This window comes from Actinacidiphila rubida (assembly GCF_900110255.1).
GTDB lineage: Bacteria > Actinomycetota > Actinomycetes > Streptomycetales > Streptomycetaceae > Actinacidiphila > Actinacidiphila rubida.
In genome coordinates, this window is sequence record NZ_FODD01000024.1 from 93530 (window position 1) to 119154 (window position 25625).

At 73.9% G+C, this 25625-nt stretch carries 25 protein-coding genes and 1 pseudogene; 13 read left to right on the plus strand and 13 right to left on the minus strand.

Annotated elements, in window-relative coordinates; all coding sequences use genetic code 11:
* The first annotated feature begins 120 nt into the window (after positions 1-120).
* On the plus strand, positions 121-546 hold the full coding sequence (gene dtd / locus BMW99_RS23745; RefSeq protein ID WP_069463832.1) for a D-aminoacyl-tRNA deacylase: 426 nt from the start codon (positions 121-123) through the stop codon (positions 544-546).
* Between the two features lie 147 nt (positions 547-693).
* Here dtd and ygfZ read toward each other — a convergent pair whose 3' ends face one another.
* The 6 genes from ygfZ to BMW99_RS23780 form a co-directional block, all read right to left on the minus strand.
* A complete protein-coding gene (gene ygfZ / locus BMW99_RS23750; RefSeq protein WP_069463833.1) occupies positions 694-1668 on the minus strand; it encodes a CAF17-like 4Fe-4S cluster assembly/insertion protein YgfZ in 975 nt (324 codons plus the stop codon).
* Between the two features lie 94 nt (positions 1669-1762).
* The gene (locus BMW99_RS23755) at positions 1763-2200 is read right to left on the minus strand and encodes a Fur family transcriptional regulator (protein ID WP_069463834.1); all 438 of its coding nucleotides are present in this window, start codon (positions 2198-2200) and stop codon (positions 1763-1765) included.
* Positions 2201-2327: 127 nt separating this feature from the next.
* Positions 2328-2891, minus strand: a complete 564-nt coding sequence (locus BMW99_RS23760; protein WP_075017500.1) for an FABP family protein — start codon at positions 2889-2891, stop codon at positions 2328-2330.
* Positions 2892-3183: 292 nt separating this feature from the next.
* Complete coding sequence (locus BMW99_RS23770) at positions 3184-4137, minus strand: hypothetical protein (protein ID WP_107485401.1); 954 nt, start codon at positions 4135-4137, stop codon at positions 3184-3186.
* Positions 4137-5030, minus strand: a complete 894-nt coding sequence (locus tag BMW99_RS23775) for a hypothetical protein (protein ID WP_069466742.1) — start codon at positions 5028-5030, stop codon at positions 4137-4139. Before BMW99_RS23775 ends, BMW99_RS23770 begins: the two co-directional genes overlap by 1 nt.
* Positions 5027-5902: a hypothetical protein gene (locus tag BMW99_RS23780; protein ID WP_079138962.1), complete on the minus strand. Its 876-nt coding sequence runs from the start codon at positions 5900-5902 to the stop codon at positions 5027-5029. Before BMW99_RS23780 ends, BMW99_RS23775 begins: the two co-directional genes overlap by 4 nt.
* Before the next feature lie 449 nt (positions 5903-6351).
* Here BMW99_RS23780 and BMW99_RS23785 point away from each other — a divergent pair, with 449 nt between their 5' ends.
* The gene (locus tag BMW99_RS23785; RefSeq protein WP_069466741.1) at positions 6352-6714 is read left to right on the plus strand and encodes a DsrE family protein; all 363 of its coding nucleotides are present in this window, start codon (positions 6352-6354) and stop codon (positions 6712-6714) included.
* Positions 6715-6837: 123 nt separating this feature from the next.
* On the opposite strand, the pseudogene BMW99_RS23790 reads toward BMW99_RS23785, so the two are convergent.
* The 7 genes and pseudogenes from BMW99_RS23790 to BMW99_RS23820 all read right to left on the minus strand — a co-directional run.
* Positions 6838-7092, minus strand: a pseudogene (locus BMW99_RS23790) (DUF3099 domain-containing protein); the annotation flags it as partial.
* 130 nt (positions 7093-7222) lie between these two features.
* On the minus strand, positions 7223-7513 hold the full coding sequence (locus BMW99_RS23795) for a DUF1416 domain-containing protein (protein ID WP_069466740.1): 291 nt from the start codon (positions 7511-7513) through the stop codon (positions 7223-7225).
* Between the two features lie 30 nt (positions 7514-7543).
* Entirely contained in the window at positions 7544-8380 is an 837-nt protein-coding gene (locus BMW99_RS23800) for a sulfurtransferase (RefSeq protein WP_069466739.1), read from the minus strand.
* Positions 8381-8826: 446 nt separating this feature from the next.
* Positions 8827-9519, minus strand: a complete 693-nt coding sequence (locus BMW99_RS23805) for an LmeA family phospholipid-binding protein (RefSeq protein ID WP_069466738.1) — start codon at positions 9517-9519, stop codon at positions 8827-8829.
* A gap of 263 nt (positions 9520-9782) precedes the next feature.
* Positions 9783-11438 carry a hypothetical protein gene (locus BMW99_RS23810; RefSeq protein WP_075017502.1) on the minus strand — a complete coding sequence of 552 codons (1656 nt, stop codon included), beginning with the start codon at positions 11436-11438 and terminating at the stop codon, positions 9783-9785.
* Positions 11435-11701, minus strand: a complete 267-nt coding sequence (locus BMW99_RS23815) for a MoaD/ThiS family protein (protein WP_075017520.1) — start codon at positions 11699-11701, stop codon at positions 11435-11437. The genes BMW99_RS23810 and BMW99_RS23815 overlap by 4 nt, the downstream gene beginning before the upstream one ends.
* An 87-nt stretch (positions 11702-11788) precedes the next feature.
* Positions 11789-12679, minus strand: coding sequence for an alpha/beta hydrolase family protein (locus BMW99_RS23820; RefSeq protein WP_079138602.1), 891 nt, complete (start codon positions 12677-12679; stop codon positions 11789-11791).
* A 199-nt stretch (positions 12680-12878) separates the two neighbouring features.
* Between BMW99_RS23820 and BMW99_RS23825 the strand changes: the two genes are divergently transcribed.
* The 11 genes from BMW99_RS23825 (at position 12879) to BMW99_RS23875 (ending at position 25288) form a co-directional block, all read left to right on the plus strand.
* Positions 12879-13652, plus strand: a complete 774-nt coding sequence (locus BMW99_RS23825; protein ID WP_069464664.1) for a winged helix-turn-helix transcriptional regulator — start codon at positions 12879-12881, stop codon at positions 13650-13652.
* Between the two features lie 52 nt (positions 13653-13704).
* Positions 13705-14727 carry a LacI family DNA-binding transcriptional regulator gene (locus tag BMW99_RS23830; RefSeq protein ID WP_069464663.1) on the plus strand — a complete coding sequence of 341 codons (1023 nt, stop codon included), beginning with the start codon at positions 13705-13707 and terminating at the stop codon, positions 14725-14727.
* 190 nt (positions 14728-14917) lie between these two features.
* Complete coding sequence (locus tag BMW99_RS23835) at positions 14918-16093, plus strand: S1C family serine protease (RefSeq protein WP_075017521.1); 1176 nt, start codon at positions 14918-14920, stop codon at positions 16091-16093.
* Between the two features lie 62 nt (positions 16094-16155).
* Positions 16156-16389: a hypothetical protein gene (locus BMW99_RS23840; RefSeq protein ID WP_069464661.1), complete on the plus strand. Its 234-nt coding sequence runs from the start codon at positions 16156-16158 to the stop codon at positions 16387-16389.
* A gap of 49 nt (positions 16390-16438) precedes the next feature.
* Positions 16439-17176 (plus strand): response regulator transcription factor, encoded by a 738-nt coding sequence (locus tag BMW99_RS23845; RefSeq protein ID WP_069464665.1) that lies wholly within the window; start codon positions 16439-16441, stop codon positions 17174-17176.
* Positions 17173-18558 (plus strand): sensor histidine kinase, encoded by a 1386-nt coding sequence (locus tag BMW99_RS23850; RefSeq protein ID WP_075017503.1) that lies wholly within the window; start codon positions 17173-17175, stop codon positions 18556-18558. Before BMW99_RS23845 ends, BMW99_RS23850 begins: the two co-directional genes overlap by 4 nt.
* Positions 18559-18663: 105 nt before the next feature.
* A complete protein-coding gene (locus BMW99_RS23855; RefSeq protein ID WP_245791597.1) occupies positions 18664-19857 on the plus strand; it encodes an MFS transporter in 1194 nt (397 codons plus the stop codon).
* Positions 19854-20771, plus strand: a complete 918-nt coding sequence (gene mshD, locus BMW99_RS23860) for a mycothiol synthase (protein ID WP_075017504.1) — start codon at positions 19854-19856, stop codon at positions 20769-20771. Before BMW99_RS23855 ends, mshD begins: the two co-directional genes overlap by 4 nt.
* A 428-nt stretch (positions 20772-21199) precedes the next feature.
* Complete coding sequence (locus BMW99_RS23865) at positions 21200-23428, plus strand: RNA degradosome polyphosphate kinase (protein ID WP_075017505.1); 2229 nt, start codon at positions 21200-21202, stop codon at positions 23426-23428.
* 298 nt (positions 23429-23726) lie between these two features.
* The gene (locus BMW99_RS23870; RefSeq protein WP_079176159.1) at positions 23727-24866 is read left to right on the plus strand and encodes a CHAD domain-containing protein; all 1140 of its coding nucleotides are present in this window, start codon (positions 23727-23729) and stop codon (positions 24864-24866) included.
* Positions 24863-25288 (plus strand): NUDIX hydrolase, encoded by a 426-nt coding sequence (locus BMW99_RS23875; protein WP_069466146.1) that lies wholly within the window; start codon positions 24863-24865, stop codon positions 25286-25288. The genes BMW99_RS23870 and BMW99_RS23875 overlap by 4 nt, the downstream gene beginning before the upstream one ends.
* Positions 25289-25625 lie beyond the last annotated feature (337 nt).

Below are 25625 nucleotides of genomic sequence, written 5' to 3' on the forward strand. Positions count from 1 at the left end.
TGGCACCCGAACGGCCGTCGCAACAGTTGTGCGAACCCGCCGACCGGGCGTACCGCGCCACCCCGCGCGCCCCCCTCACCCGTGTGAGGGACCCGGACGCGTCCAGGCCACAATGGCGGGATGCGAGCAGTAGCCCAGCGGGTGAGTGAAGCCGAGGTCGTCGTCGACGGGGAGACCGTCGGAGCCGTCAAGGGACCGGGACTGTGCGTCCTGGTCGGGGTGACGCACGACGACACCGTGGAGAAGGCGGCCGGGCTGGCGCGCAAGCTGTGGACGCTGCGCATCCTGCCCGGCGAGCAGTCGTGTTCGGACGTCGACGGCCCGCTGCTCGTCATCAGCCAGTTCACGCTTTACGGTGACGCCCGGAAGGGGCGCCGCCCCACCTGGAACGCGGCGGCGCCCGGCCCGGTCGCCGAACCACTCGTGGACGAGGTCGTCGCGCAGCTGCGGAAGCTGGGCGCGACCGTCGCGACCGGGGTGTTCGGCGCGGACATGAAGGTGTCGCTGACGAACGACGGCCCGTTCACCGTGGTCCTGGACCTCTGACGGCGACGGGTCCCGACCTCGGTGACGTGACGGCGCCGGGGCGCGGACCACTGACGACGGGCCTCTGACGAGGGGCCACTGACGACATCGGGTCCTGGACCGTGCGAGACCGGTCCAGGACCCTGGCGATGCCGTCGGATCACGCGCTCAGGGCGCGACGACCGTCTCCTGCGCCGCCGCCGTGTCCTCGGCCAGCAGCGTCGCCCGCTCCGGCGTGTTGCGCTTGACCAGGGCCAGCGCGATGGGGCCGAGCTCCCAGTGGCGGGCGGAGGACGTGATGAAGCCGACCGCGCGGCCCGGTTCGCCGTCCGGGCCGTCCTCGGCGACCCGCACGGGCGCGCCGTGCCCGGGCAGGTGCACCTCGCTGCCGTCCAGGTGCAGGAAGACCAGCCGGCGCGGGGGCCGGCCGAGGTTGTGCACGCGGGCCACCGTCTCCTGCCCGCGGTAGCAGCCCTTGTTCAGGTGCACGGCCGTGTCCAGCCAGCCCAACTCGTGCGGGATGGTGCGGTGGTCGGTCTCCAGGCCCAGACGCGGGCGGTGCGCCTCGATCCGCAGCGCCTCGTACGCCAGCACCCCGATCGCCGGGCCGGACCGCGCGGCCCACTCCTCCAGGCGGTCGCGGGGGACGAAGACGTCCCTGCCGTACGGGGTCTCGCGGACCGCCCATTCCGAGGGGATCTGCACGATCGACCCGGCGGGCAGGTGTTCCACGGCGTACTGGTCGGTGACGTCCGCGGTCTCCACCCGGTAGAAGAACTTCATGCTCTCCAGGTAGGCCAGCAGCGCCTCCTGGGTGCCGGGTTCCACGTGCATCCAGGTCGTGGCGCCGTCGTCCACCAGGTACAGGGCGTGCTCGATGTGGCCGTGGGCGGAGAGGATCAGCGCCTCGGTGGCCACGTTGGGCGCCAGCTGCTCGACGTGCTGGGTGAGCAGCAGGTGCAGCCACGACAGGCGGTCCGCACCGGTGACCGTCACGACACCGCGGTGGGAGAGGTCCACGAACCCGGTGCCGTCGGCGAGGGCGCGTTGCTCGCGGAACAGGTCGCCGTAGTGGGCGGCGACGCCCTCGTCAGGGCCTTCTGCGGGGACGGCGCCGGGCAGCGACAGCAAAGGGCTCTTCATCATGCCGTCAAGCGTACGACCGGCCGGCCCCCGTGAGGATGACGGCTCCGGCTTCCCGCGGTCCGTCCCGCGTCCCGTCCCGCGGGACCCGCGGTCACTCCGGCCCGGTACCCGCCTTGCGGGAGCAGTCCCGGCAGCGGCCGAAGATCGCGAAGTGCTTCATGTCCGTCTCGAAGCCGAACTGCTCGCGCAGCTGCTCCTTGAGGGGTGCGGCCAGTTCCACGGCCGCCTCCGTCACCGAGTCGCAGTCGCGGCAGACCAGGTGCATGTGGTCGTGCCGGTCGGCCAGGTGGTAGGTGGGGGCGCCGTGGCCGAGGTGGGCGTGGCTGACCAGGCCCAGCTCCTCCAGCAGTTCCAGGGTGCGGTAGACGGTGGAGATGTTCACCCCGGAGGCGGTCTTGCGGACCTCGCACAGGATGCCGTCGGGCGTCGCGTGCTCCAGGTGGCCGACGGCCTCCAGGACAAGCTGGCGCTGCGGGGTCAGCCGGTAGCCGCGCTGCCGCAGATCGCTCTTCCAGTCGGTGCTCGCCACACGGCCAGTGTAGGCACGGGGTAACGGGCGGGGGCCGCCCGGAAAGAGCCGGGCACGCCAGGAAAGGGGCCGGGCCCGCGCGAAGGCGCGGGCCCCGGGCGCGGTCCTCCGTCACGGAGGCCGGCGGCTACTTGAAGAACGCGATGCCGTCGTCCGGCAGGTCCTTGAGGTCGGCGGCCCACTCCCGCGGGTCCACGACCTTCTTCAGGTGCGCCGACATGTACGCGCGCAGCGGCACCGCGGGCGTGGCCTTCTCGCCCACCCACATCAGGTCGCCGTTGACGTACCCGTACAGCCGCTTGCCGCCGCTGTACTCCGAGGACTGCGGCAGCCGCGCCACCGCGTCGGTGACCAGGTCGATCTGCGGCTTGTCCTGGGCCAGCTCACCGGTCCAGATCTCGACGACGCCCTCGTCACGCGTGGTGGTGACGTCCACCTTGCGTTCGGCGTCGATCCGCCAGTAGCCGCTCTCCGACTCCAGCGGGCGGACCTTCTTGCCGTCCTCGTCGAGCACCCACGTGTGCGAGACGTACTCCAGGAACGGCCGGCCGTCGTGGGTGAAGGTGACCTCCTGCCCGAAGTTGCACTTCTCGGCGCCGGGGAAGTCGTGCACGCCCGCGCCCGTCCAGCTGCCCAGCAGGAACGCCAGCGGGACCAGTTCGGGGTGCAGGTCCGAGGGGATCTCGATCATGTCAGCGCTGGCCCTGGTAGAGCTTCTTCACCGCGTAGAACGCGAACGCCGCGATGGCCACGCAGATCAGGATGAGCAGAGCGTCGTAGTAGTACTCGATGTGCACGGTGCGTGCTCCTCGGACGGGCGGGCGGTCAGGGCCGCCCACGAGTCTAGTCCGCGCCCCCGCCCCCGGCGCGGGCAGGCCGCGTGAGCGTGACGTGTGGCCCGGGCCGTTGCCGGCGAGGGGTGCGGGGGCGGGGGCGGGGGCCGAACCGCGGGCTCGCGGGCCGGCCCCCGCCGGTGGCCGCCGTCAGCCCAGCAGCTGGGCCTGGAGGCGGACGGTCTGGCGGAACGGCACCTCGGCGACCGAGCCCTTGCGGGTCTGCACCACCAGCGCGATCACGTCCCCGGCGCGCAGGAACGCGTACCGGGTCGCGGATTCCCCGTACGGCGGCGACTCGGCGGAGGCGTCGACCGTCACGTCGGCGGGGACCGCCGGGGAGGCCACGCTCTTGTCCGTGGCCGCGTCGGGCGCGACCTTCAGCCGCTGTGCGCCCAGGTTCGGCGCGTAGATGTCGGCGAACCCCCCGCTGAGGAACTGCAGCAGGTAGATGTCGGTGCGCGTGCCGTCGGGCGTGGTGAAGGAGCGGGCGGCGATGTGCCGCAGGCCCTGCTCGCGCAGCTCGGCGCCCTCCGTCTTGCGCAGGTAGTCGTCATAGGCCTTGAACAGTCCCAGGTAGGAGTCCTGCGGCAGCCAGCCGGCCGGGCCGGGGACGGCCGGATCGGCCGTCCCGCCGACGGGCGCGGGCAGCAGCAGCGACCGCACGTCGGTGTAGTGGTGGTGGCCGGGGTTGGCGTCGGCGAACGGCCGCGGCTTGCCCGCGGGCAGCTCGGGCAGCGCCAGCGGCGGGTACGTCCACCGGCCGTCGTCGGGCGTGTGGAGGCCGGGGATGCGGGTCCGCTCGGGCCGGGTGACGGCGTACGCGGTCGCGCCGCCGAGCGCCGCGAACACCAGGACGGCCGCGGTCCAGCGGATCGCCGCCCGCAGCCCGCGCCGCGGCGCCCGCGGCACGACGACCTCGGGCAGCGGCGCGGCCGGCGGCTCCGTGAGGAGCGCCGTCTCGGCCAGAGCCGCCGTCTCGGCCAGAGGTGCCGTCTCGGGCGCGGGCACTGCTTCGGGCGCGGGCGGTGCTTCGGTCGCGGGCGGTGCTGCGGTCGGGAGTGCCGACTCGGATGGCGCGATCTCGGAGGTGATGTCGCTCATCAGACCGCCTGCCCCGGGTCCCGGACACGGTCGAGCTGCTTGTGCAGCAGGTCGGCCGCCTCGGCCTTCTCCAGCGGCAGGGTGCCGCTGGCCGTCATCTTGACCATCAGGTCCCCCTCGGTGGCTTGGCAGTACATCTCCTCCAACGCGGCGTGGTGCTCCTTGGGCGGCAGGACGCAGGTGGCCTGCGGGTGCCCGGAGATCTTCGGGCCGCTGCGGAACACGCCCAGCGCCTTGGTGAAGGAGGTGAAGAACCGGGTCTCGGCGCGCGCCCCGTCCTTGTTCTTCATCTGCACGATCTCCATCTGGATCACCAGCTGGTTGTCGTGCTGGGTGTAGGTGCGCAGGCCCGCGCCCTCGATGCGCAACGCGTCGACGTCCGCCTGGATCGCCTTGCGCTCCTTGGCGGGCAGGTCCGTCACGTCACCCTTGACGAGGTCCTGGGCCTGGTGCGCGTCGAGCACGACGTCGTTGCCGAACGCGTCGACGTCCGGACCGGGCCCGTAGTTGTCGGGGACGGGCAGGAGCAGCAGGGCCAGGCTGCCGTAGTGGCTGCCGCCCGACCGCGCGCCGAACGCCTTGGTGACGCTCGGGGCCGGCTCCTTCCACGGCGTGGCGGCCGTGCTCGGGGCGGCCTCGGCGGCGCCGGAGCCGCCGTGGTGCAGCACGGTGTACCCGACGCCGCCGGCGGCGGCGACCGCCACGAGGGCGGCGGCCGTGCCCAGGGCGAGGCGGCGCCGTCCGCGCGGCGCCCCGGGAGCCGGCGCCTGCGGCGGCTCGGAGGGCCACACTCCCGCGACGTCGGGCACGGGCGTGGGCGTCGGCGTCGGCTCTTCGGCGGGCACGGACACGGGCACGGGCACGGGCACGGGCGGGATGTTCTCCTCGGTCACAGCCGCTCCAGTTGCTTGGTCGCGAGGGCGGCGACGGTGGCCGCCTTGACGGGCTTGGCGGAGAAGCACGTGACCTCGACGACGATGTCGCCGACCCTGGCCAGGCCGCTCGCGTAGTACGAGTCCACGTAGCCGGATTCGTGGTGCGGCAGGCCCGAGGCCCAGACCTTGCCGTCCATCGTGCCGGGGAGGTCCACGCTGTCCGCGAGCTCCTTGTCGTCGTCGCGGTCGAGCTCCTGGCCGCTGAGCCAGCCGGGCGTGTACGGCGCCGCGTCGTCGCGGAACTGCACCAGCTCGATCGCGACCACGGTGGTGCGGCTCTGGCTCCACGTGGCGACCGCGGCCCGCCGGAAGTCGTTGGCCGCGAAGTCCTCGAAGGCGCCGGCGGGCTTTTCGTAGCGGTCGCTGTAATCGGCCAGCGACTCCCAGTCACGCCCGAGCTCCTTGGCTCCCTTCGGCGTGGGGCTGAGCAGCTTCAGCAGGTCGCCGTCGTAGATCGCGGCACGGTCCTGGGAGACGGGCAGCTCCTTGGGCGCGACCCCGGCGCCCTTGGGCTGGGCGAGCACGGAACCGGTCAGCGGCGGCAACGGTGTGGGCGTGCGCTGCTGCTGGATGCGGTAGCCGAGCCCGCCGCCGGCAAGAACGCCGAGCACCGCGGCACTCGCGATCAGCAGCGTGGTGCGGCCGCCACGCCGCGGCCGGACGGGCACGGGCTCAGAGCCCGGCCCGGCGACCGGCTCGGAGGCGAGCTCGGAGACGGCCTCGGAGTGGGGCTCCGGCTGCGGCACCGTTCCAGGCGCGGGTTCTGACACGGGTTCGGGCACGGGGTCGGCGCCGGGTTCGGGCACGGGGTCGGGCCCGGGTTCGGGCACGGGGGTGTCCTGGGACAAGGGGTTCTCCGGAAAGCGGGAGGCACGGCCGGCTGCGGCCCGTGGCGGGCCGGCGACACGTACGTGTGAACAGAAGAGCGGGGTGCCGTCGCCCGGGGCAACGGTCGTACGGAGGCGCGCCCGAGGGCGGCCGGGAGAAGGCGGAGCGTGGAGAGGAGGCGACGCGGGCCCGTGACGGAGCGGCCGCCGCCGGCCGGCTCAGTGGGGAGCGGGCCGGTCCGTCGCGGCGGCGTGCCTCAGCGGACAGCGGGTGCCGGACGCACCCGGCGCGGCAGGCGCCTCCGGCGCCCCAGCCGCCGCACGTACGCGAGTTCGGCGTCGAAAGACAGACGGGTACCCGTCGTCGACCATCTCAAGCCCCCCCGGGCTGACAAGCGGTGATGCGCGTGATCGCGCAGATGCAGAGTTATACCACCGCTTAGGCTGAGGCCATGGCGAATAAGCTTGTGATCAAAGTGACGGCAGGGGCGGACGCACCCGAGCGCTGCTCCCAGGCGTTCACCGTGGCCGGCGTCGCGGTGGCCAGCGGCGTGGAGGTCTCGCTGTGGCTGACGGGCGAGTCGGCGTGGTTCGCCCTGCCGGGCAGGGCCGCGGAGTTCGAACTGCCGCACGCCGCCCCGATGGACGAACTGCTGGCGTCGGTGCTGGAGGGCGGCCGGGTCACGTTGTGCACCCAGTGCGCCGCGCGCCGCGACATCTCCGAGCGGGACGTGATCGAGGGCGTCCGGATCGCGGGCGCACAGGTCTTCGTCAGCGAGATCATGCCCGAGGGCGTGCGGGCACTCGTCTACTGAGGCTGCTGAGGAGTTGCGGGGCGCGCCGGTCTACGGGGGACCCTGCTCGGGACGGCGCCGTGGCGACGGCCTGCCGTCCGGATGGTCCTTGCCGTCCTTGCCGTCCTTGGGGTCCTTGGGGCCCTTCCCGTCCAGCTCGGCCCACCAGGCGTCGGACTCCGGGTCGCCGGAGTCGCCGTCGGGCTCGTCGAACCAGCGGTCCTCGGGACCGCGCCGGTTGGCCACGATGGCGGCGACCGGGGGGATGACCATGGCGACCAGGCACATCGCGATGGCCGCCGGAACGGACCACAGGCGCACCACTGCCCACGCCATGATGAAGAGCACCACGCAAGTGCCCATCATGGCGAAGTACCAGTGACGACGGCGCGAGTACACACTTCAAAGGTACGTCCGGCGGCCGGAGACCGGAACCGGTAACGCGGAGGGCCGCACCCCCTTGCGCGGGGTGCGGCCCTCCGTGTTCTCACCGCGGTGGAGCCGGGGGCCGGACGGGGCCCCGCGGGCGTCAGACCGCGATGGCGACCTCGGCCGCCGCGCCCTGCTGGGCAACGACGGTGCGGTCCACCGTGGCGCCCGGGACGAGCGCGCGCAGCGTCCAGGTGCCGGGCGCCGCGAAGAAGCGGAACTGCCCGGTCGCCGAGGTGGGCACCTCGGCGGTGAACTCGCCGCCGCCGTCCAGCAGCCGCACGTAGCCGCTGACCGGCTCGCCGTCGCGGGTCACCGACCCCTGGATGATCGTCTCGTTCGCCACGTCCACTCCTGCCAGGTCAGGGCCGCCGGCCTTCGCTCCACACATAGGGTTCAGTCCTCGCCTCAGTCGGTCGGGTCAGTTGGCGCCGAGCTCGATCGGGACACCCACGAGCGAGCCGTACTCGGTCCACGAGCCGTCGTAGTTCTTGACGTTGGAGACCTCGAGCAGCTCGTGCAGCACGAACCAGGTGAGCGCGGAGCGCTCGCCGATCCGGCAGTACGCGATGGTGTCCTTGGCCAGGTCGACGTTCTCGTCCTTGTAGAGCTGCACGAGCTCCTCGTCGGACTTGAAGGTGCCGTCGTCGTTGGCGTTCTTCGACCACGGGATGTTGCGGGCGCTGGGCACGTGGCCGGGGCGCTGCGACTGCTCCTGCGGCAGGTGGGCGGGGGCGAGCAGCTTGCCCGAGAACTCGTCGGGCGAGCGCACGTCGACCAGGTTCAGGTCGCCGATCGCGGCGACCACGTCGTCACGGAACGCGCGGATCGCGGTGTTCTGGGCCTTGGCCTGGTACGCGGTCGCGGCGCGCTCCGGCACGGCGGCGACCAGGTCGCGGGAGTCCAGCTCCCACTTCTTGCGGCCGCCGTCGAGCAGCTTGACGCTGTCGTGGCCGTAGAGCTTGAAGTACCAGTAGGCGTACGAGGCGAACCAGTTGTTGTTGCCGCCGTAGAGCACCACGGTGTCGTCGTTGGCGATGCCCTTCGCGGACAGCAGCGCCTCGAAGCCGGCCTGGTCGACGAAGTCGCGGCGGACGGGGTCCTGCAGGTCCTTCTTCCAGTCGATGCGGACGGCGTTCTTGATGTGGTTCTTGTCGTAGGCCGAGGTGTCCTCGTCGACCTCGACGATGACCACCTTCGGGTCGTCGATGTGGGCCTCGACCCAGTCGGCGTCCACCAGGACGTCACTGCGGCTCATGCTGATCTCCTCCGGGGCAGTACGGATGTGCGGTGGCGCGGGCTGCGGGATGCGCGAGGGCGCGCTGGGGTGTGCCGGTGGGCACGCGGAGCAGGGGGCTGGCAGGAGACGCCGGGGCCCGTGGGCCCGCTGCGGCGAGGAGAGCTGCTGCCCCTAGGGCATGCGACAGAGCATGGCGGCGACGCGGCACAGGTCGACTGCCCGCCGCTTCGTGAGATCCGCCTGTCGCTTCATGAGTCCCGATCGTAGGGAAATGAACCGCCGGGTGTCACCGCCATGTCGTATGCCGAGACAAGATTGTCCGTATGGCGGAACACGCGGTTTCCGTGGAGCCTCCGGAACCCCCGGAACGCCCCGGCGGGCGGTCGCGCGCGCGTTCGAGGGGGCCCGGACCGTCGGTGTCGGCCGCCTTGCGGACGCGGCTGTCTCAGTCGGCGAGAAGTTCCTCAGTTGGCGAGGACGACGCCCTTGCCGCCGACCTGCACCGACATGCCGTCGGGCGTGGTGGTCACCGACGTCAGCTGGAGGTTGGCCGGCAGGTGGGACACCTGCCGGGTGAAGTCGATCTGCGCCCGCACCTTGCCCTCCAGGCCGAGCGCGGTCAGTTCCTTCGGCAGCCCCTCGGCGTGCAGCCCGATCGTGTCGCCCTTCAGGATCACGTCGCTGAGCACGCTCAGGTGGGCGCCCAGGAACGAGCCGGTGAGCCTGACCCGGGGCGTGCCGGACGACGACGCCCCGGCGTAGGAGACCTTGATGCCCGCGGGCGCGGCCTTGGACAGGTCGGCGTAGGTGATGAACGCCTGGCCGTCCGCGGAGTCGGCGACCGCGTGGCTGAAGCCGTTGGACAGCTTCACGCCGTACAGGTCGGCGCGGAAGGTGTCGATGCGCAGCGACTGGCTGCCGTCGGTCGCGGCGATGCCGTCCGCGCTGACCTTCACGTCGTCCAGCTTCCCCGAGACCACCTGGGTGAGGAACGGGAAGCCGGTGATGGTCACCTTGGGCCGCTCGGTCAGGTTCTCGGTGACCTGCGCGCGCTCCGCGGCCTTGTGCTGGGCCACCGACACGGTGATCCGGTCCGCCGCGACGAACAGACCGCCGAGGACGACCACGACGATCAGGACTATTCGCGCCACTCGCATGCGTCGGTGCTCCCCGCTGTCCGTGCCGGTTCGCCGCGGGCCGGGATCCGCCCGTCCTCGCGGCCGCGCCGCACGGGGGGTCCCGCACGGCGTACTGCCCCTCCGCTAACGCCTGACGGACGGCGGGGGGCCAGTGGTTCCCGATCGTATGAAGATCGGACCCAACCGTGATCCCGGGCCGGACCCGGGCCACCTGGGACGATGCCCGGGGCGAGGGCCCCGTCGAAGGCCCCGCCGAGGGCCCCTCGCGACCGGACGGACCCTCAGTGGAGGGCGTTCCCGAGCAGGTACACCACGGGGGCAGCGGCCGTCAGCGGCAACGCGACGCCCGCGGTGAAGTGCACGAAACGCGACGGGAAGTCGTAGCTGGCGACCCGCAGGCCCACCAGCGCGCAGGCACCGGACGCGGCCGCGAGCAGCACGCCGTGGGGGGCGCCGAGCCCCGTCGCGGGACCGGTGACCAGACCGGTGACCAGGGCCACCAGTACCGACAGCGCGAGCGACACGGCCTCGCCGCCCGGCACCCGGACCGCGCGGACCAGTGTGGCCGCGGCCACCGCGATCGCGCCGACCACCACCGGGTCGCTGCCCGCGCCGGACGCCGCGGTGGCCAGATAGCCCGCGGCGACGACGGTCAGCAGCGTCGAGGCCGACGTCGCCGTCAGCGACGACAGCCGCTCGTCGGCGGAGCCGTGGTGGCGCAGTTGCAGCACGAGCACGAGCGGCAGCCACACCCCGAGCGTGCCGAGCAGCACCTCCGCGTTGTGGCCGCCGCCGGCCGCGAGCAGCGCGATGTCCGCGGTGACGCCGGCCAGGAACGCCAGCACGATGCCCTGGCGGGCCGGCCACATGCCGTTCAGCCGGAACCAGCCGGCCGCGGTCACCGCCTCCAGCACCACCAGGACCAGCGCGAGGCCGGGCTTGCCGAGGGCCGCGCCGCCCGCCATGAGCAGGCCGAGCGCGGCGGTGAGCGCGGCGGGCTGGATCCCCGGCGGGATGATCGGCGACCCCGTCCGCACCGGCGCGGCGGGCTCGGACGCGGACGGCTCCTCGTCGATGACCGGCAGCACCGCGGTCTGCTCGACGCCGCCCCCGAAGGCGGCGGCGGTGCCGTACGCGGGGCCGAAGGGCCGGCCGGGGGCCTGCGGATCCTGACCGCCGGCGTAGGCGTGCGGCGGGGACCACTGCTGCTGCGGCGACTGCGGCTGCGCCGGCCCGTGGCCGGGGTGCGCGTCCGCCGCCGCGGCGTGCTCCCACGGCTGCGCGGCCTGCGGTGTCTGCCCCCAGCCGTCGACGCCCGCCGGTCCCTGGTAGCCGTCCTGCGCGGGGGCGTTGCCGCCCCACGCGCCGCCGGACGACGGGAGGCCGAACGCGGCGCCGGGGTCCGCCTCCGCGGGCATCTGCCCGGCCAGCGGCTCCGGCACGTACGTGCCGGTGTCGGCCTGCGCGGCGGGGAAGCCGTGGTCGGTGCCGTACCCGGCGCCGGACCCGTAGGCAGGGTCGTTGCCGTACCCGTAGCTGGGGTCGGTCCCGTAGCCGGGGGCCGTCCCGTAACCAGGGTCGGTCCCGTAGCCGGCGCCGGTCCCGTAACCGGGGTCGGTCCCGTAACCGGGCTGGGAGGACGCGCCGGCGGCGAAGTCGGCGGGGGCGCCGTAACCGGGGGTCCCGTAGTCGGCGGGGGTCGCGTACGGGGCGGACGTCCCGTAACCGGGCGGGCCGGAGGGCGTCCCGAAGCCGTCGGAGCCGTGGCCGACGATGCGGCCCTCGATGCCGTGGCCGCCGGCCTGCCCGTCGTGCGGGTGGCCGTGGGCGTGGCCCGGCGCCGGGGGCGCCGCCGGGGGCGGCGGGAAGCCCGAGGCGTCCGGGGTGTCGGGGGCGCCGCCGGGGCGGTAGGGCTCGCCGTCACCGGGAGTGGTCATCGGGCACCTCCGGCGAAGGGCGGCAGGACCTCCACGGTCGCGCCGTCGTGCAGGGACACCGACGCGTGGTCGCGGGTGCCGACCGCCGTGCCGTCGACGAGGAAGGAGCAGCGCTGCAGTACGCGGCCGAACTCCGGCTCACCTGCGTGGAGTTCACGGGCGGCGGCGAGCGCGCCGGCCAGGGTGGCGGCCTCGTACGGCTCCTCGGCCGTGCCGGCGGCGGCCTTCGCGGCGGCCCAGTAGCGGATCGTGCCCGCCGCCAGGCGCCCGGGGGCCGTGTCAGGTGCAGCCATCACGCTTTCCGTTCGTCGTCTTCAGGTCGTACCGGGGTCCATCATGGCCCGTCGGTCTCACGCGGAGGGAACGCGGGAGGTCAGCCAGGCGCCGATGCGGGCCAGCAGCGCGTCGTCCGCGGCGTTCTCGGCGTGGCCGAACCCGCGCTCGATCCACAGCTCGGCGCCGTCCTCCCCCGCGGCCGCGGCCAGGGACAGCGGGTGGTCGAGGGGGAAGTACGTGTCGCGGTCGCCGTGCACGATGAGCAGCGGCGTGGGCGCGATGAACGGCACCGCCTCCACCGGGGAGACGGGCACCGGATTCCAGTCCTCGGGGTGGATCCGGGTCTTGAGGCCGAACCGGGACACCAGCCGGCCGACCGGCCGCATCACCACCCAGTGCACGCGGCGCATCGGCGCGGTGCCGCGGTAGTACCAGCGGGCCGGCGAGCTGACCGAGACCACCGCGGCCACGCCGTACCCGTCACCGGCGTCCCCAGCCCCTCCGGAGACCCCGGCACCCGTCGTGTCACCGGCGCCCGTCGCGTCCCGCGTGCCGGGGAGTCCCGCGTGCCGCAGCACCACGGAACCGCCCATGGAGAAGCCGACGGTGGCGACCCGCTCGTATCCCAGGCCGCGCGCCCAGGCGACGACCGCCGCCAGGTCGAGCACCTCCAGGTCGCCGACGGTGGAGCGGCCGCCGGAGCCGCCGTGGCCGCGGAAGGAGAACGTCACCACCCCGCCGAACCTGCTCAGTTCCCGGGCCGCACGGCGCACCGCGGGCCGCTCCAGCGCGCCGGTGAAGCCGTGCGCGATCACGATCGCGAGGCGGCCGGATCCGTGCGCCGCGGGCAGGTGGGCGGCCTCGATCGGGACGCCGTCGGACGTCAACAGAACGGTCCGCCGGGCACTCGATGCGGTCGGTTCGACACGCACACGCATGTCCTCGGTCTCGGCAGGGCGTTCCATGTGGGCTATTGTTGCCTGGCAGAGGACCTGGGCAATGTCGCCCCCGGGTCCTTTCGTGCTTTCCGCACGAGGTACGTCGTCCTCGCAGGCCCGAGGAGGGTTCGGTTTTGAGCCAGCACGACCAGCTCGACCAGGCGGTGCGCAGCGCACCGCGAGGCAGCACGCCGTGTCATGTCCGGACGACCGACGGGAGCGCCAGGTGAGTTCACTCCTCCTTCTGACCAACGCCCTCCAGCCGTCGACCGAGGTCCTGCCCGCGCTCGGGTTGCTGCTGCACAGCGTGCGGGTGGCCCCGGCCGAGGGCCCGGCCCTGGTGGACACCCCCGGCGCCGACGTCATCCTCATCGACGGCCGCCGCGACCTGCCGCAGGTGCGCAGCCTGTGCCAGCTGCTGCGCTCCACCGGCCCCGGCTGCCCCCTGATGCTCGTCGTCACCGAGGGCGGGCTGGCCGCGGTCACCGCGGACTGGGGCATCGACGACGTGCTGCTGGACACCGCGGGCCCGGCCGAGGTCGAGGCCCGGCTGCGGCTGGCGACCGGCCGCCAGCAGATCACCGCGGACGACAGCCCGATGGAGATCCGCAACGGCGACCTGTCGGTGGACGAGGCGACGTACAGCGCGAAACTCAAGGGCCGGGTGCTCGACCTGACCTTCAAGGAGTTCGAGCTGCTGAAGTACCTCGCGCAGCACCCGGGCCGCGTCTTCACCCGCGCCCAGCTCCTCCAGGAGGTCTGGGGCTACGACTACTTCGGCGGCACCCGCACCGTCGACGTCCACGTGCGGCGGCTGCGCGCCAAGCTCGGCGTGGAGCACGAGTCGCTGATCGGCACCGTGCGCAACGTCGGCTACCGGTTCGTGACGCCGGAGAAGGTCGAGCGGGCCGCCGAGGAGGCCGCGCGCAGCGAGGCCGCGCAGGGCCGCGGCAGGGACGGGGCCACCGCGCGGAGTTCCTCGGCCGAGCAGACGGTATGACCGGTATGACGACCCATGTAACGGCCGGATAGACACGCGTAGACTGCGCGACGTGCCCAAGGTGACGCGTGACGATGTGGCCAGGCTGGCGGGGACCTCGACCGCGGTCGTCAGCTACGTCATCAACAACGGACCCCGGCCGGTAGCCCCGGCCACCCGCGAGCGCGTGCTCGCGGCCATCAAGCAGCTCGGCTACCGCCCGGACCGGGTGGCGCAGGCCATGGCCAGCCGCCGCACGGACCTGATCGGCCTGATCGTGCCGGACGCCCGGCAGCCGTTCTTCGCGGAGATGGCACACGCCGTCGAACAGGCCGCGTCCGAGCGCGGGAAGATGGTGCTGGTCGGCAACTCCGACTACCTCGACGACCGCGAGGTGCACTACCTGCGGGCGTTCCTGGGCATGCGGGTCTCCGGCCTGATCCTGATCAGCCAGGGCCCCAGCGAGAACGCGGCCATAGAGATCGACGCGTGGGACGCCCGCGTGGTGCTGCTGCACGAGCGGCCCGAGGCCATCGACGACGTCGCGGTGGTCACCGACGACATCGGCGGCGCGCAGCTCGCCACCCGGCACCTGCTGGAGCACGGCCACCCGTACGTGGCGTGCCTGGGCGGCACCGAGATCACCCCCGTCGTCGGTGACCCGGTGCACGATCACGTGGTCGGCTGGCAGCGCGCCATGCAGGAAGCCGGCCGGCCCGTCGAGGGCCGGCTTTTCCAGGCCCCGTACAACCGCTACGACGCCTACCGGGTCGCGCTGGACCTGCTGTCCGGCCCCGACCGGCCGCCGGCCATCTTCTGCGCCACCGACGACCAGGCCATAGGCGTGCTGCGGGCGGCCCGCGAGCTGCGGATCGACGTGCCGGGGCAGCTGGCGGTGGCCGGCTTCGACGACGTGAAGGAGGCGGCGCTGTCCGACCCGCCGCTGACCACGGTCGCCTCGGACCGGCAGGCGATGGCCCGGGCCGCGGTGGACGCGGTGCTGGACGACTCCCTGCGGGTGCCGGGATCGCGGCGGGAGCGGCTGCGCCAGTTCCCGTCCCGGCTGGTGGTCCGCGCCTCCTGCGGCTGCCACTGAGCCGTTCGGGGGTCCGGCGGGCCCTCGGCGCCCCCTCCCCGCAACTCCCCTGAACGACCCGGGTGTTGGGCCCGAATAAAGAGCGGGGACGGCCGCCGCCGTCGGTCCTTATATCGGGCATACCTACTTCTGTCGGGCTTCTCAGCGTGTACTCAGGAACCTCTCATGGTCCGAGCGCACATTGATGGACATGACCGAGAGCAGCCGCAACGGCGAACCCCACCCGTACGACCAGCAGCCCCCGCTCCCGCAGGGCCCGCAGGGCCCGGTGTACGGCTACCCCGGGCCGCAGGTCCACGCGACCACCCCGTACGAGCCGCCGGCCTTCGGGGACGACCGGGTCGTCCCGTCCGAGGTCGTGGCCTCCCACACCGCCGGTCCCGACGCGCCCGGCGGCGGGGACGCCTCCGGCGGCTTCCCGCCCGCGCCCCCGTACGGCCCTGGGTACGGGGGCGCGGCCGGCGGACCGGCTCCGCACCGGCGGCGCCGGCTCCGCAAGCCCGCCCTGCTCTTCGCGGCGGTCGCCCTGGCCGCGGGCGTCATCGGCGGCGGCGCCGGCGCCCTCATCGGGAACGCGACCGACCACACCACCACCGCCTCCCCCGCGACCGCGATCAACGCCTCGGCGATCGACGGCAGCGTGGCCGGGGTGGCCAAGGCGGTCAGTCCCAGCGTCGTGGAGATCAACGCCACGTCCAGCGGCGGCAAGTCCACCGGCGCGGGCGTGATCGTCACCTCCGACGGCCAGGTCGTCACCAACAACCACGTCATCGCGGGCGCCGACACCGTCAGCGTCACGTACAGCAACGGCAGGACGGCGCGCGCCTCCGTGGTGGGCACCGACTCCGGCAAGGACCTCGCGCTGATCAAGATCACCGGCGCCTCCGGGCTGCCCGCCGCGGTCCTCGGCGACTCCTCCGGCATCGCCGTCGGCGACCAGGTGGTGGCCATCGGCTCCCCCGACGGCCTGAGCGGCACCGTCACCAGCGGCATCGTCTCGGCCCTCAACCGCGACGTGACCGTCTCCACCGACGAGGGCCAGGGCCAGCAGTTCGGCGGCGACGGCAGCAGCGGCAGCGGCCGGTGGCCGTTCTCCTTCGGCGGCAACCAGTACAACGGCGACACCGGCAGCTCCACCACGACCTACAAGGCGATCCAGACCGACGCCTCCCTCAACCCCGGCAACTCCGGCGGCGCGCTGATCAACCTGAGCGGCCAGATCGTGGGCATCAACTCCGCGATGTACTCCGACTCCTCCAGCAGCGGCGGCTCGTCCGGCGCCGGCAGCGTCGGCCTCGGCTTCGCCATCCCGATCAACACGGTCAAGGCCGACCTCGCGACCCTGCGGGCCGGCGGCACCAACTGACCCCGCCGCCGCCCGCACGCGCGGCCCCCCGACCTCCTCACCCGCACCACCTGGGAGAACCCATGAGCAGCACCCTCACCGCCGGCGTCAACCGCCTGCGGCGCGCCCTGGGCGCGGCGGTGTCGTGGCACCCGCACGCCCCGGCCGCCGCGACCGGCCCGGCCGACGTCGACCTCCCCCTCGCCCTGGCCGCCGGCCTGCCCCCGCTGCGCCGTGCGGCGGAGGTGCGGGCCACCCCGGCCGCCCGGACCCCTCACCCAAGTGCACGCCGCCGCGCCGCGGCCGTGCGACGCTGAGACCGTTCCCGTACACACCGCCATGTCCGTCAGTGAGGTACCGCAGACCATGAGCCCCGGCGAGAGCGGCGAGGCCCCCGCCCGCATCCTGATCGTCGACGACGAGCCCGCCGTGCGGGAGGCCCTGCGCCGCAGCCTCACCTTCGAGGGATACGACACGGCCCTGGCCGCGGACGGCATGGCGGCCCTGGAGCAGGTCGACGCCTACGCACCCGACGCCATCGTCCTCGACGTGCTGATGCCGCGCATGGACGGCCTGACGACCGCCCGCCGGCTGCGCTCGTCGGGCGTGACCACCCCGATCCTCATGCTCACCGCACGCGACACCGTCGGCGACCGTGTCACGGGCCTGGACGCGGGCGCCGACGACTACCTCGTCAAGCCCTTCGAACTCGACGAGCTGCTGGCCCGGCTCCGGGCCCTGCTGCGGCGCAGTTCCTACGCGACCGCGGCCGGCCCGGCCGGCGACGAGCACGTCATGACCTTCGGCGACCTGCGGATGGACACCACCACCCGCGAGGTCACCCGCGACGGGCAGCCGGTCGAGCTCACCCGCACCGAGTACACCCTGCTGGAGCTGTTCCTCGCGCACCCCCGGCAGGTCCTCACCCGCGAGCAGATCCTCAAGGCCGTGTGGGGCTTCGACTTCGAGCCCTCGTCCAACTCCCTCGACGTCTACGTGATGTACCTGCGGCGCAAGACCGAGGCCGGCGGCATGACGCGCCTCGTGCACACCGTGCGGGGAGTGGGCTACGTCCTGCGCGCCCCGGACGGCGGTCATTCGTGAACCGGCTCCCCCTGCGCTCCCGGCTGGCCCTCCTCACCGCGGCGGCGGTCGCCGTCGCGGTGGCGGCGGCGGCACTGGCGTGCTGGTTCATCACCCGGGGCCAGCTCACGTCGCAGCTCGACTCGTCGCTCACGGCGGTACGCCCCAACCCTGAGGTGCTGTCGGATGTCGCCCGGGCCCCCGACTGCCCCGCCCAGCCCACCGGGGGGGCGGCACCGAACGTCTACACCGTCCAGCTCATCGCCTCCGACGGCAGCGTGTGCACGGTGGTGGGCAAGTCCCCGATCCCGGCCAGCAGCTCGGACATCCAGGTCGCGAACGGCCAGAAGCGGGACACCGTTCACTCGGCGACGGCCAAGGACGGGACACGGATGCGCGTGTTCACGTACCGCGACCACGCCGGAGGCGTCAGGTTCACGACCTCCGTCGCGCAGCCGCTCACCGAGATCGACCACTCCCTCAACCGGCTCGCGTGGCTGCTCCTCGCCGTCGCCGGGTTCGGAGTGCTCGGCGCGGCGAGCGCGGGCGCGGCGATCGCGCGGGCGGGTCTGCGCCCGGTGGACCGGCTGACGGACACCGTCGAGCACATCGCGCGGACCGAGGACCTGAACGTGCGGATCCCCGTCGAGGGGCAGGACGAGATCGCCCGCCTCAGCGCGTCGTTCAACGCGATGACGGCGGCCCTGGCGTCGTCGCGCGAGCGGCAGTCGCAGCTCATCGCGGACGCGGGTCACGAGCTGCGCACCCCGCTGACGTCGCTGCGGACCAACATCGAGCTGCTGGAACGCAGCGAGGCCACCGGCAGGGCGATTCCGCCGGAGGACCGCAAGGCGCTGCTGGCCTCGGTGAAGGCGCAGATGACGGAGCTGGCCGCGCTGATCGGGGACCTGCAGGAGCTGTCCCGGCCGGACGCGTCCCACGTCCTGTCGGTGGTGCCGCTGCACGAGGTGACGGAGACGGCGCTGAGCCGGGCGCGGCTGCGCGGACCCGACCTGAAGATCGTCGCGGACGTGGCGCCCTGGTACGTGCGCGGTGAGGCGGCCGCCCTGGAGCGGGCGATCGTCAACCTGATGGACAACGCGGTGAAGTTCAGCCCGTCCGGCGGGGTGATCGAGGTGCGGCTGCACGGCGGGCGGCTGACCGTCCGGGACCACGGGCCCGGCATCCCCTCCGAGGACCTGCCGCACGTGTTCGAGCGGTTCTGGCGCTCGCCGTCGGCGCGGAGCCTGCCCGGCAGCGGGCTCGGGCTGTCGATCGTGGCGCGGACCGTGCAGCAGTCCGGGGGCGAGGTGAGCCTGACGCCCGCCGACGGCGGCGGGACGCTCGCCGTGCTCCAGCTGCCCGGCGCGCCCACCCCGCCTCCGGACGAACCACTCCCCTAGGGCCGGACAGCCCCACAGGGCGTCTCACGATACGAAACAGACTGTCTCAACACGCGACATGGGAACATAGTTGGCGGCACCACCTACCAAGGAGGTGCCGGCCCCGTGCGCCGTTGGATCATGCTGGCCCTGGGCACCGCCGCGCAGACCGCGGCCTGTGCCTTCGTCTACGGAATCCCCTACCTCGCGGACACGCTGCGCCGCCAGGAGCACCTGGACCTGACCCAGGTCGGCCTCCTCGTCGCGTGCCCGACCGCGGGCCTGGTGCTCGCCCTCTACCTGTGGGGCGCGGCCGCCGACCGGTGGGGCGAGCGGGTGGTCATCGCGCTCGGGCTCGGCACGGCGGCCGGCGCGCTGGCCGTCGCGGCCTGGGCCGTGCACGGCATGGTGGCGCTCGGACTGGTGCTGGTGCTGGCCGGTGCGGCCGGCGCCTCGGTGTACTCGGCCAGCGGCCGGCTCGTCATGGGCTGGTTCACCGCCGGTGAGCGGGGCCTGGCGATGGGCATCCGGCAGACGTCCACGCCGCTGGGCATGGGCGTGGCCGCGCTCGCGATGCCCCCGCTGTCCGACGCGCACGGCCTGGGCGGCGCCTTCGGTTTCCTGGCCGTGGTGTGCGGGGTGATCGCCGTCCTCATCGCGCTGTTCGCCGCGGACCCGGTCCGGCCGGAGAAGGCCGCGGCCGGGCCCGCGCCCAACCCCTACCGCGGCTCGCGCCTGCTCTGGCGGATCCACGGCTCGGCCGCGCTGCTGGTCGTTCCGCAGTTCACCGCGGGCGCGTTCGCGCTGGTCCTGCTCGTCGACGTGCGCGGCTGGTCGCCCGTGCACGCCGGCCAGCTGATCGCCGTCGCCCAGGGGCTGGGCGCGGTGTCGCGCATCGTGGTCGGCCGCTGGTCGGACCGGGTCGGCGAGCGGCTGCGGCCGATGCGGCAGCTGGCCGTGCTGACCGCGGCACTGGTCGGCACCACCGCCGTGGCCACCGCCTTCCCCTCGCCGCTGACGCCGGTGCTGCTGGTCGCCGCGATCGCGCTGACCTCCAGCACCAACGGGCTGTCGTTCACCTCCACCGCCGAGCACGCCGGGCCCGCCTGGTCGGGGCGCGCGCTCGGCGTCCACAACACCGGCCAGAACCTCACCGCGGCCGTCGTACCGCCGCTGATGGCGGCGCTCATCTCGGCCACCGCCTACTGGCCCGGTTTCGTGCTCGCGGCCGCCACGGCCTGCGCATCGGCGCTGATCATCCCGGTGCCGGCGCAGGCGGCGGCCCGGGTGCGGAGGGCGCGCCGTACGATCTCCGCATGAGCGACCGGCGCATCGAGGAACTGACCGTCCTGCCCGAGGCGACCGCCGACGAGGTGCTCGCGCTGATCGCCGCCGGCGCCGAGGAGGACGGGCAGCCCGCGGTGTCCGAGCAGGGCAGGCTGCGGGTGCGGCACGGCGAGCGCGCGGGGGTGCGGCACCTGCTGCTGTGGACGGGCCCGGAGCACACCGAGCTCACCGGCTACGCGCAGATCGACGGCAGCGACCCCGTCGAGGCCCCGGCCGGCGAGCTGCTGGTCCACCCCGGCCGCCGCTCGCGCGGCCACGGCCGGGCGCTGGGCCAGGCGATGCTGGAGGCCACCGGCAAGCGGCTGCGGGTGTGGGCGCACGGCGGCCACCCCGCGGCCCGGCACCTGGCGGTGCAGCTCGGCCTGAAGCTCTTCCGCGAGCTGCGGCAGATGCGCCGCCCGCTGGACCCGGCCGCCTCGGACCTCCCCGAGGCACGGCTGCCCGAGGGCGTCACCGTCCGCACCTTCGAGCCCGGCCGGGACGAGCAGGCCTGGCTCGCGGTGAACGCGGCGGCCTTCGCCCACCACCCGGAGCAGGGCAGCCTCACCCTGCGCGACCTCGCCGACCGCGAGGCCGAGCCGTGGTTCGACCCCGCCGGCTTCTTCCTCGCCGTCCGCGGGGACGAGCTGGCCGGCTTCCACTGGACGAAGGTCCACGCCGCCGAGGGGCTGGGCGAGGTCTACGTCGTCGGCGTGGCCCCCGGCGAGCAGGGCGGCGGTTTGGGCCGCGCGCTGACCGCGATCGGCCTGCGCCACCTGGCCGTGGACCGCGGCCTGCCCACCGCCATGCTCTACGTCGACGCCGACAACGCGCCCGCGGTCGCCGTCTACGAACGGCTCGGGTTCACCGTCCACGAGACCGACCTGATGTACCGCGCGGAGTCCTGACCTTCCCCGACGGGAATCCCCGGCCGGGATTCCGCGCCCGAGGCCGGCCCTGGCCCTGGACTGGCCCTGGCCCGGCTTTGGCCCACGCATCACCGAGGGTGCCGCCGGAGCCGCCGCAGGGACCCTGACCGGGCACGGCCGGAAGTGAACGGCGGAAGACGGGGCAGGATCACGGGGAGCCGCCGGTGACGGTGCGGTGGGGGAACCTCGCTGGAAGTGCCGCGCTTGCCTGACGGCCACCCGCTCGTTACCAGCGATTCAACCTCGCTTGCCAACATCGCAGGATGCAGCCCGCCGGCCCGACCCCCGCACTCCCGCCCGACCTGCCGAAACCCGCTGGTTCACGGGACAATGGAGCGACGGCTGAGCGCCAACCGGAGGCCGCCGGCCGCAGGCGCCATGCGCCGGAACCGGAGGAGGGCTCCCCGATGGCCCAGACGAACCACACCAGTGTCCCCGTCCAGTCCCCGCCCCAGACACCCGAGGGCGAGCTCGCGGCGGACGGCACGTTCCGGCCACGCGTCGTACCGGATCTGGACCCCGAGCCGGCGAGCCTGGCCGCCGCGAGCGAGGAGTTCGGCGAGGAGCTTCCGGCCGACCGCTTCCTGGACCGCGAGCGCAGCTGGCTGGCGTTCAACGAGCGCGTGCTGGAACTCGCCGAGGACCCGGCGACGCCGCTCCTGGAGCGCGCCAAGTTCCTCGCGATATTCGCCAGCAACCTCGACGAGTTCTTCATGGTCCGGGTGGCCGGCCTCAAGCGCCGCATGGCCACCGGCGTGGCCACCCGCTCGGCGTCCGGCCTGCAGCCGCGGGACGTGCTGGACCTGATCCTCACCCGCTCCCGCGAGCTCATGGCCCGGCACGCCGCCTGCTTCCAGAACGACGTGGCGCCGCAGCTCGCCGAGGAGGGCATCCACGTCATCCGCTGGGCGGAGCTGACCGGCAAGGAGCAGGCCCGGCTGGCCACGCTGTTCCGGCAGCAGATCTTCCCGGTGCTGACGCCGCTGGCCGTCGACCCGGCGCACCCCTTCCCGTACATCTCCGGCCTGTCGCTCAACCTCGCCGTGGTGGTCCGCAATCCGGTGTCGGGCCACGAGCACTTCGCCCGCGTGAAGGTGCCGCCGATCCTGTCCCGCTTCCTGGAGGCCGGCCCGCAGCGGTACGTCCCCCTGGAGGACGTGATCGCCGCGCACCTGGACGAGCTGTTCCCCGGAATGGAGGTACTCGACCACCACATGTTCCGTGTCACGCGGAACGAGGACCTGGAGGTCGAGGAGGACGACACGGAGAACCTGCTCCAGGCGCTGGAGAAGGAGCTCATGCGGCGCCGCTTCGGGCCGCCGGTGCGCCTGGAGGTCGAGGAGTCCATCGCCCCGCGCGTGCTCGACCTGCTCGTGCACGAGCTGAAGATGAAGCACGGCGAGGTCTACCCGCTGCCCGGGCCGCTGGACCTGACCGGCCTGTTCGCCATCGCCGGGCTGGACCGCCCCGAGCTGAAGTACCAGAAGTTCATCGCCGGCACGCACCGTGACCTGGCCGAGGTCGAGTCCGCCCACCCGCAGGACATCTTCGCCGCGCTGCGCGAGCGGGACGTGCTGCTGCACCACCCCTACGACTCGTTCTCCACGTCCGTGCAGGCGTTCCTGGACCAGGCCGCCGCCGACCCCGACGTGCTGGCCATCAAGCAGACCCTCTACCGGACCTCCGGCGACTCGCCGATCGTCGACGCGCTGATCGACGCCGCCGAGGCCGGCAAGCAGGTGCTGGTGCTGGTCGAGATCAAGGCCAGGTTCGACGAGCAGGCGAACATCAAGTGGGCCCGCAAGCTGGAGGAGGCGGGCTGCCACGTGGTGTACGGCCTGGTCGGCCTCAAGACGCACTGCAAGCTGTCGCTGGTGGTCCGGCAGGAGGGCGACACCCTGCGCCGGTACAGCCACGTCGGCACCGGCAACTACCACCCGAAGACCGCCCGGCTCTACGAGGACCTGGGCCTGCTGACCGCCGACCCGCAGGTCGGCGCGGACCTCTCGCACCTGTTCAACCGGCTGTCCGGCTACTCGCGCCGCGAGGCCTACAACCGCCTGCTGGTCGCCCCGCGCAGCCTGCGCGACGGCCTGATCAGCCGGATCAAGGCGGAGATCGCCCACCACAAGGCGGGCCGCCCGGCCTCCGTGAAGCTGAAGCTCAACTCGATCGTCGACGAGGTCGTGATCGACGCGCTCTACCGCGCCTCGCAGGCCGGCGTGCCGGTCGACGTGTGGGTGCGCGGGATCTGCGCGCTGCGCCCGGGCGTCCCCGGCCTGTCGGAGAACATCCGCGTGCGCAGCGTGCTCGGCAGGTTCCTCGAACACTCACGGGTGTTCGTGTTCGGCAACGGTGGCGAGCCCGAGGTGTGGCTCGGCAGCGCCGACATGATGCACCGCAACCTCGACCGCCGCATCGAGGCGCTGGTCAGGGTCGCCGACCCCGGCCACCGCGCCGCGCTCAACCAGCTGCTGGACACCGGGATGTCGGACACCACGTCCTCCTGGCACCTGGCCGCTGACGGCGACTGGACCCGGCACAGCACCGACTCCGACGGTCGTCCGCTGCGCAACGTCCAGGAGATGCTCATCGACGCCCGGAGGCGCCGGCGTGGCCCATCAGCAGCGACGTGACGTTCCCGGCGCGGAACGCCCGCCCCTGACCGGCGGCGCCGCGGTCCGCGCGGTGACCGCCCGCGGGGCCCCGGCTCCCGCGGGCCCCGACCCGGCCGCCGCGGCGCCGCGGCCCCCGGCGGCGGGGGACGCGAGCGGACCGCCGGGAGCGTGGAACGCGATCGACGTCAGGACAGCAGGCCGGGCCACACCGGCCGCCGGAGCGGGCGCCGACGGCGCCGCCTCCGGTTCCGGCGGCACGCCGGCTACGCACACCGCGCGCACCCGCGCGGACGACGGGGACACGGGGAGCATCACAGTGGCCAGCGGCACGGCAGCGTCGGGCGCGAGCCCGGCGGTACCCCCTCCGGCACCCGGCGGTGCGGACGGTTCCGCGGCCCCCGGGGCCGCCGTCCCGGCGGCCGACCACAGCACCGCGGCGGACGCGCTCACCCGCTACCTGCAGAGCCAGGCCACCGCGTTCCTGCGCGGCCTGGGGCTGCGCGGCGAGGGCGACGGCACGTGGGACACCCTGCTGCGCGGCAGCGCCCGCCGGATAGCCGGGGTCCTGCACACGTACGGGCCGCTGACCGACGAGGCGTGGGCCGAGCCCTTCCGGGCCGAACTGGGCTGGCTGTCGGCGACGCTGGGCCGCGAGCCGCAGTACAGCGCCCGGCTCGACCGTCTGCTGGAGGCGCTGCGGCGGCTGTCCGCGGCCGGCGCCCCCGAGGCCCCCGGCGGCGCGGCCCCCGCGGCGAGCGCCGGCCCCCTCGCGCTGGGCGCGGCCCGCGCCGCCGCCCTGCTGGAGCGGCAGTTGACCCTGGCCCGCACCCGCGCGCACTCCGCGACGCTCCAGGCGCTGGGCTCCTCCCGCTTCCACGCGCTGGCCGACGCCGTCGCCGTACTCGCCTCCGACGTGCCGCTGACCGCGGCCGCCGCCGGCCCGGCGGGCGTCGTGCTCGCGCCGCTGGCCGCGCAGGCCCACAAGCGCCTGGCCGACGCGGCCGCCGCGCTGCCGCTGAACCGGGCGGCGCTCCCGTACAACGCGGAGGCGGTGCAGGCCGCGCTCGGCACCGAGCTGACCACCGACCTGCAGGACGCGCCCTGGCACCAGGTGCGCATCCTGCTGCGGCTGAGCCGGTACGCGGCCGAGGTGACCGGCGCGGGACCGGCCGGCGACCCGGTGCGGACCGCGGACGCCGGGCGGCTGCTGCAGCAGCACCACGAGGCGGCGGAGTCCGCGTCCGCGGTGGCCGCCGCCGCCCGTACCCCGCGCATAGCGCCGGCGACCGCGTACGCGCTGGGCGTGCTCCACGCCGACCAGCGGCACGAGGTGGAGGCCGCCCGGTTCGCCTTCTCCCGCCTGTGGCAGTCCGGCCAGCCGCAGCCCCTGGCCCCGCTCTCCGAGCCGGCTGAGCCGGCCCGCGCGGCCGCCGTCCCGGGGGCGCGCGCCGAATGACCGGCCCGCGCTCCGGGGGTGCCACGACCGTCCGCGCGGCCGGCACGGTGCTGTGGCGCCGCGCCCCGGCCGGCGGCGTGGAGATCGCTCTGGTGCACCGCCCCCGTTACGACGACTGGAGCCTGCCCAAGGGCAAGCTGAAGCGTGATGAGGACTTCGCGGCGGCCGCGGTACGGGAGACCGAGGAGGAGACCGGCATGCGCTGCGTGCTGGGCGCGTCCCTGCCGGTCTCCCGGTATCTGGTCGAGGGCCGCCCGAAGGAGGTGCGGTACTGGTCCGCCGAGGCGGTCGACGGGGGATTCACGCCCAACGACGAGGTGGACCGGGTGGTGTGGCTGCCGCCCACGACGGCCCGGCACCGGCTCACCCACGACCGGGACCGCCCGGTGGTCGACGCCTTCGTGGAGACGGTCGGGGCGTGAGGCGCGGCGACCGGCCGGGCGCTCCGGCGACCCGGACGGGCCGCCACCGGGCATCGCCCGGACGTACCCGCTCGGATCCCGGGCGGATCCCGGACGGCTCAGGGGCGGACTCAGGTGCGGGCTCACGGGCGGACAACCCTTGATCGATGCCTTGACGGTGGTGTACGGAGGCGGCCGCGGAGTGCTCCCTGACGACCGTCGCCGACCCGAAATGTCCGTGACCGCCCTGTGATCCGGTCGTTATCGGGCCTTTTCCGTAAACCCCACGTGTCCCTTGGACGACACTCCGTACGGCTTCCCGGAGCGTAGCCACCAGCCTGATAGACGAGGTTCACCT

What these genes read in the sequence shown, in the direction of transcription:
- dtd (WP_069463832.1), top strand. Translation starts at nt 121, where the DNA reads ATGCGAGCAGTAGCCCAGCGGGTGAGTGAAGCCGAGGTCGTCGTCGAC.
- ygfZ (WP_069463833.1), bottom strand. Translation starts at nt 1,668, where the DNA reads ATGAAGAGCCCTTTGCTGTCGCTGCCCGGCGCCGTCCCCGCAGAAGGC.
- BMW99_RS23760 (WP_075017500.1), bottom strand. Translation starts at nt 2,891, where the DNA reads ATGATCGAGATCCCCTCGGACCTGCACCCCGAACTGGTCCCGCTGGCG.
- BMW99_RS23770 (WP_107485401.1), bottom strand. Translation starts at nt 4,137, where the DNA reads ATGAGCGACATCACCTCCGAGATCGCGCCATCCGAGTCGGCACTCCCG.
- BMW99_RS23785 (WP_069466741.1), top strand. Translation starts at nt 6,352, where the DNA reads ATGGCGAATAAGCTTGTGATCAAAGTGACGGCAGGGGCGGACGCACCC.
- BMW99_RS23795 (WP_069466740.1), bottom strand. Translation starts at nt 7,513, where the DNA reads ATGTGTGGAGCGAAGGCCGGCGGCCCTGACCTGGCAGGAGTGGACGTG.
- BMW99_RS23800 (WP_069466739.1), bottom strand. Translation starts at nt 8,380, where the DNA reads ATGAGCCGCAGTGACGTCCTGGTGGACGCCGACTGGGTCGAGGCCCAC.
- BMW99_RS23805 (WP_069466738.1), bottom strand. Translation starts at nt 9,519, where the DNA reads ATGCGAGTGGCGCGAATAGTCCTGATCGTCGTGGTCGTCCTCGGCGGT.
- BMW99_RS23810 (WP_075017502.1), bottom strand. Translation starts at nt 11,438, where the DNA reads ATGACCACTCCCGGTGACGGCGAGCCCTACCGCCCCGGCGGCGCCCCC.
- BMW99_RS23820 (WP_079138602.1), bottom strand. Translation starts at nt 12,679, where the DNA reads ATGGAACGCCCTGCCGAGACCGAGGACATGCGTGTGCGTGTCGAACCG.
- BMW99_RS23835 (WP_075017521.1), top strand. Translation starts at nt 14,918, where the DNA reads ATGACCGAGAGCAGCCGCAACGGCGAACCCCACCCGTACGACCAGCAG.
- BMW99_RS23840 (WP_069464661.1), top strand. Translation starts at nt 16,156, where the DNA reads ATGAGCAGCACCCTCACCGCCGGCGTCAACCGCCTGCGGCGCGCCCTG.
- BMW99_RS23845 (WP_069464665.1), top strand. Translation starts at nt 16,439, where the DNA reads ATGAGCCCCGGCGAGAGCGGCGAGGCCCCCGCCCGCATCCTGATCGTC.
- mshD (WP_075017504.1), top strand. Translation starts at nt 19,854, where the DNA reads ATGAGCGACCGGCGCATCGAGGAACTGACCGTCCTGCCCGAGGCGACC.
- BMW99_RS23865 (WP_075017505.1), top strand. Translation starts at nt 21,200, where the DNA reads ATGGCCCAGACGAACCACACCAGTGTCCCCGTCCAGTCCCCGCCCCAG.
- BMW99_RS23875 (WP_069466146.1), top strand. Translation starts at nt 24,863, where the DNA reads ATGACCGGCCCGCGCTCCGGGGGTGCCACGACCGTCCGCGCGGCCGGC.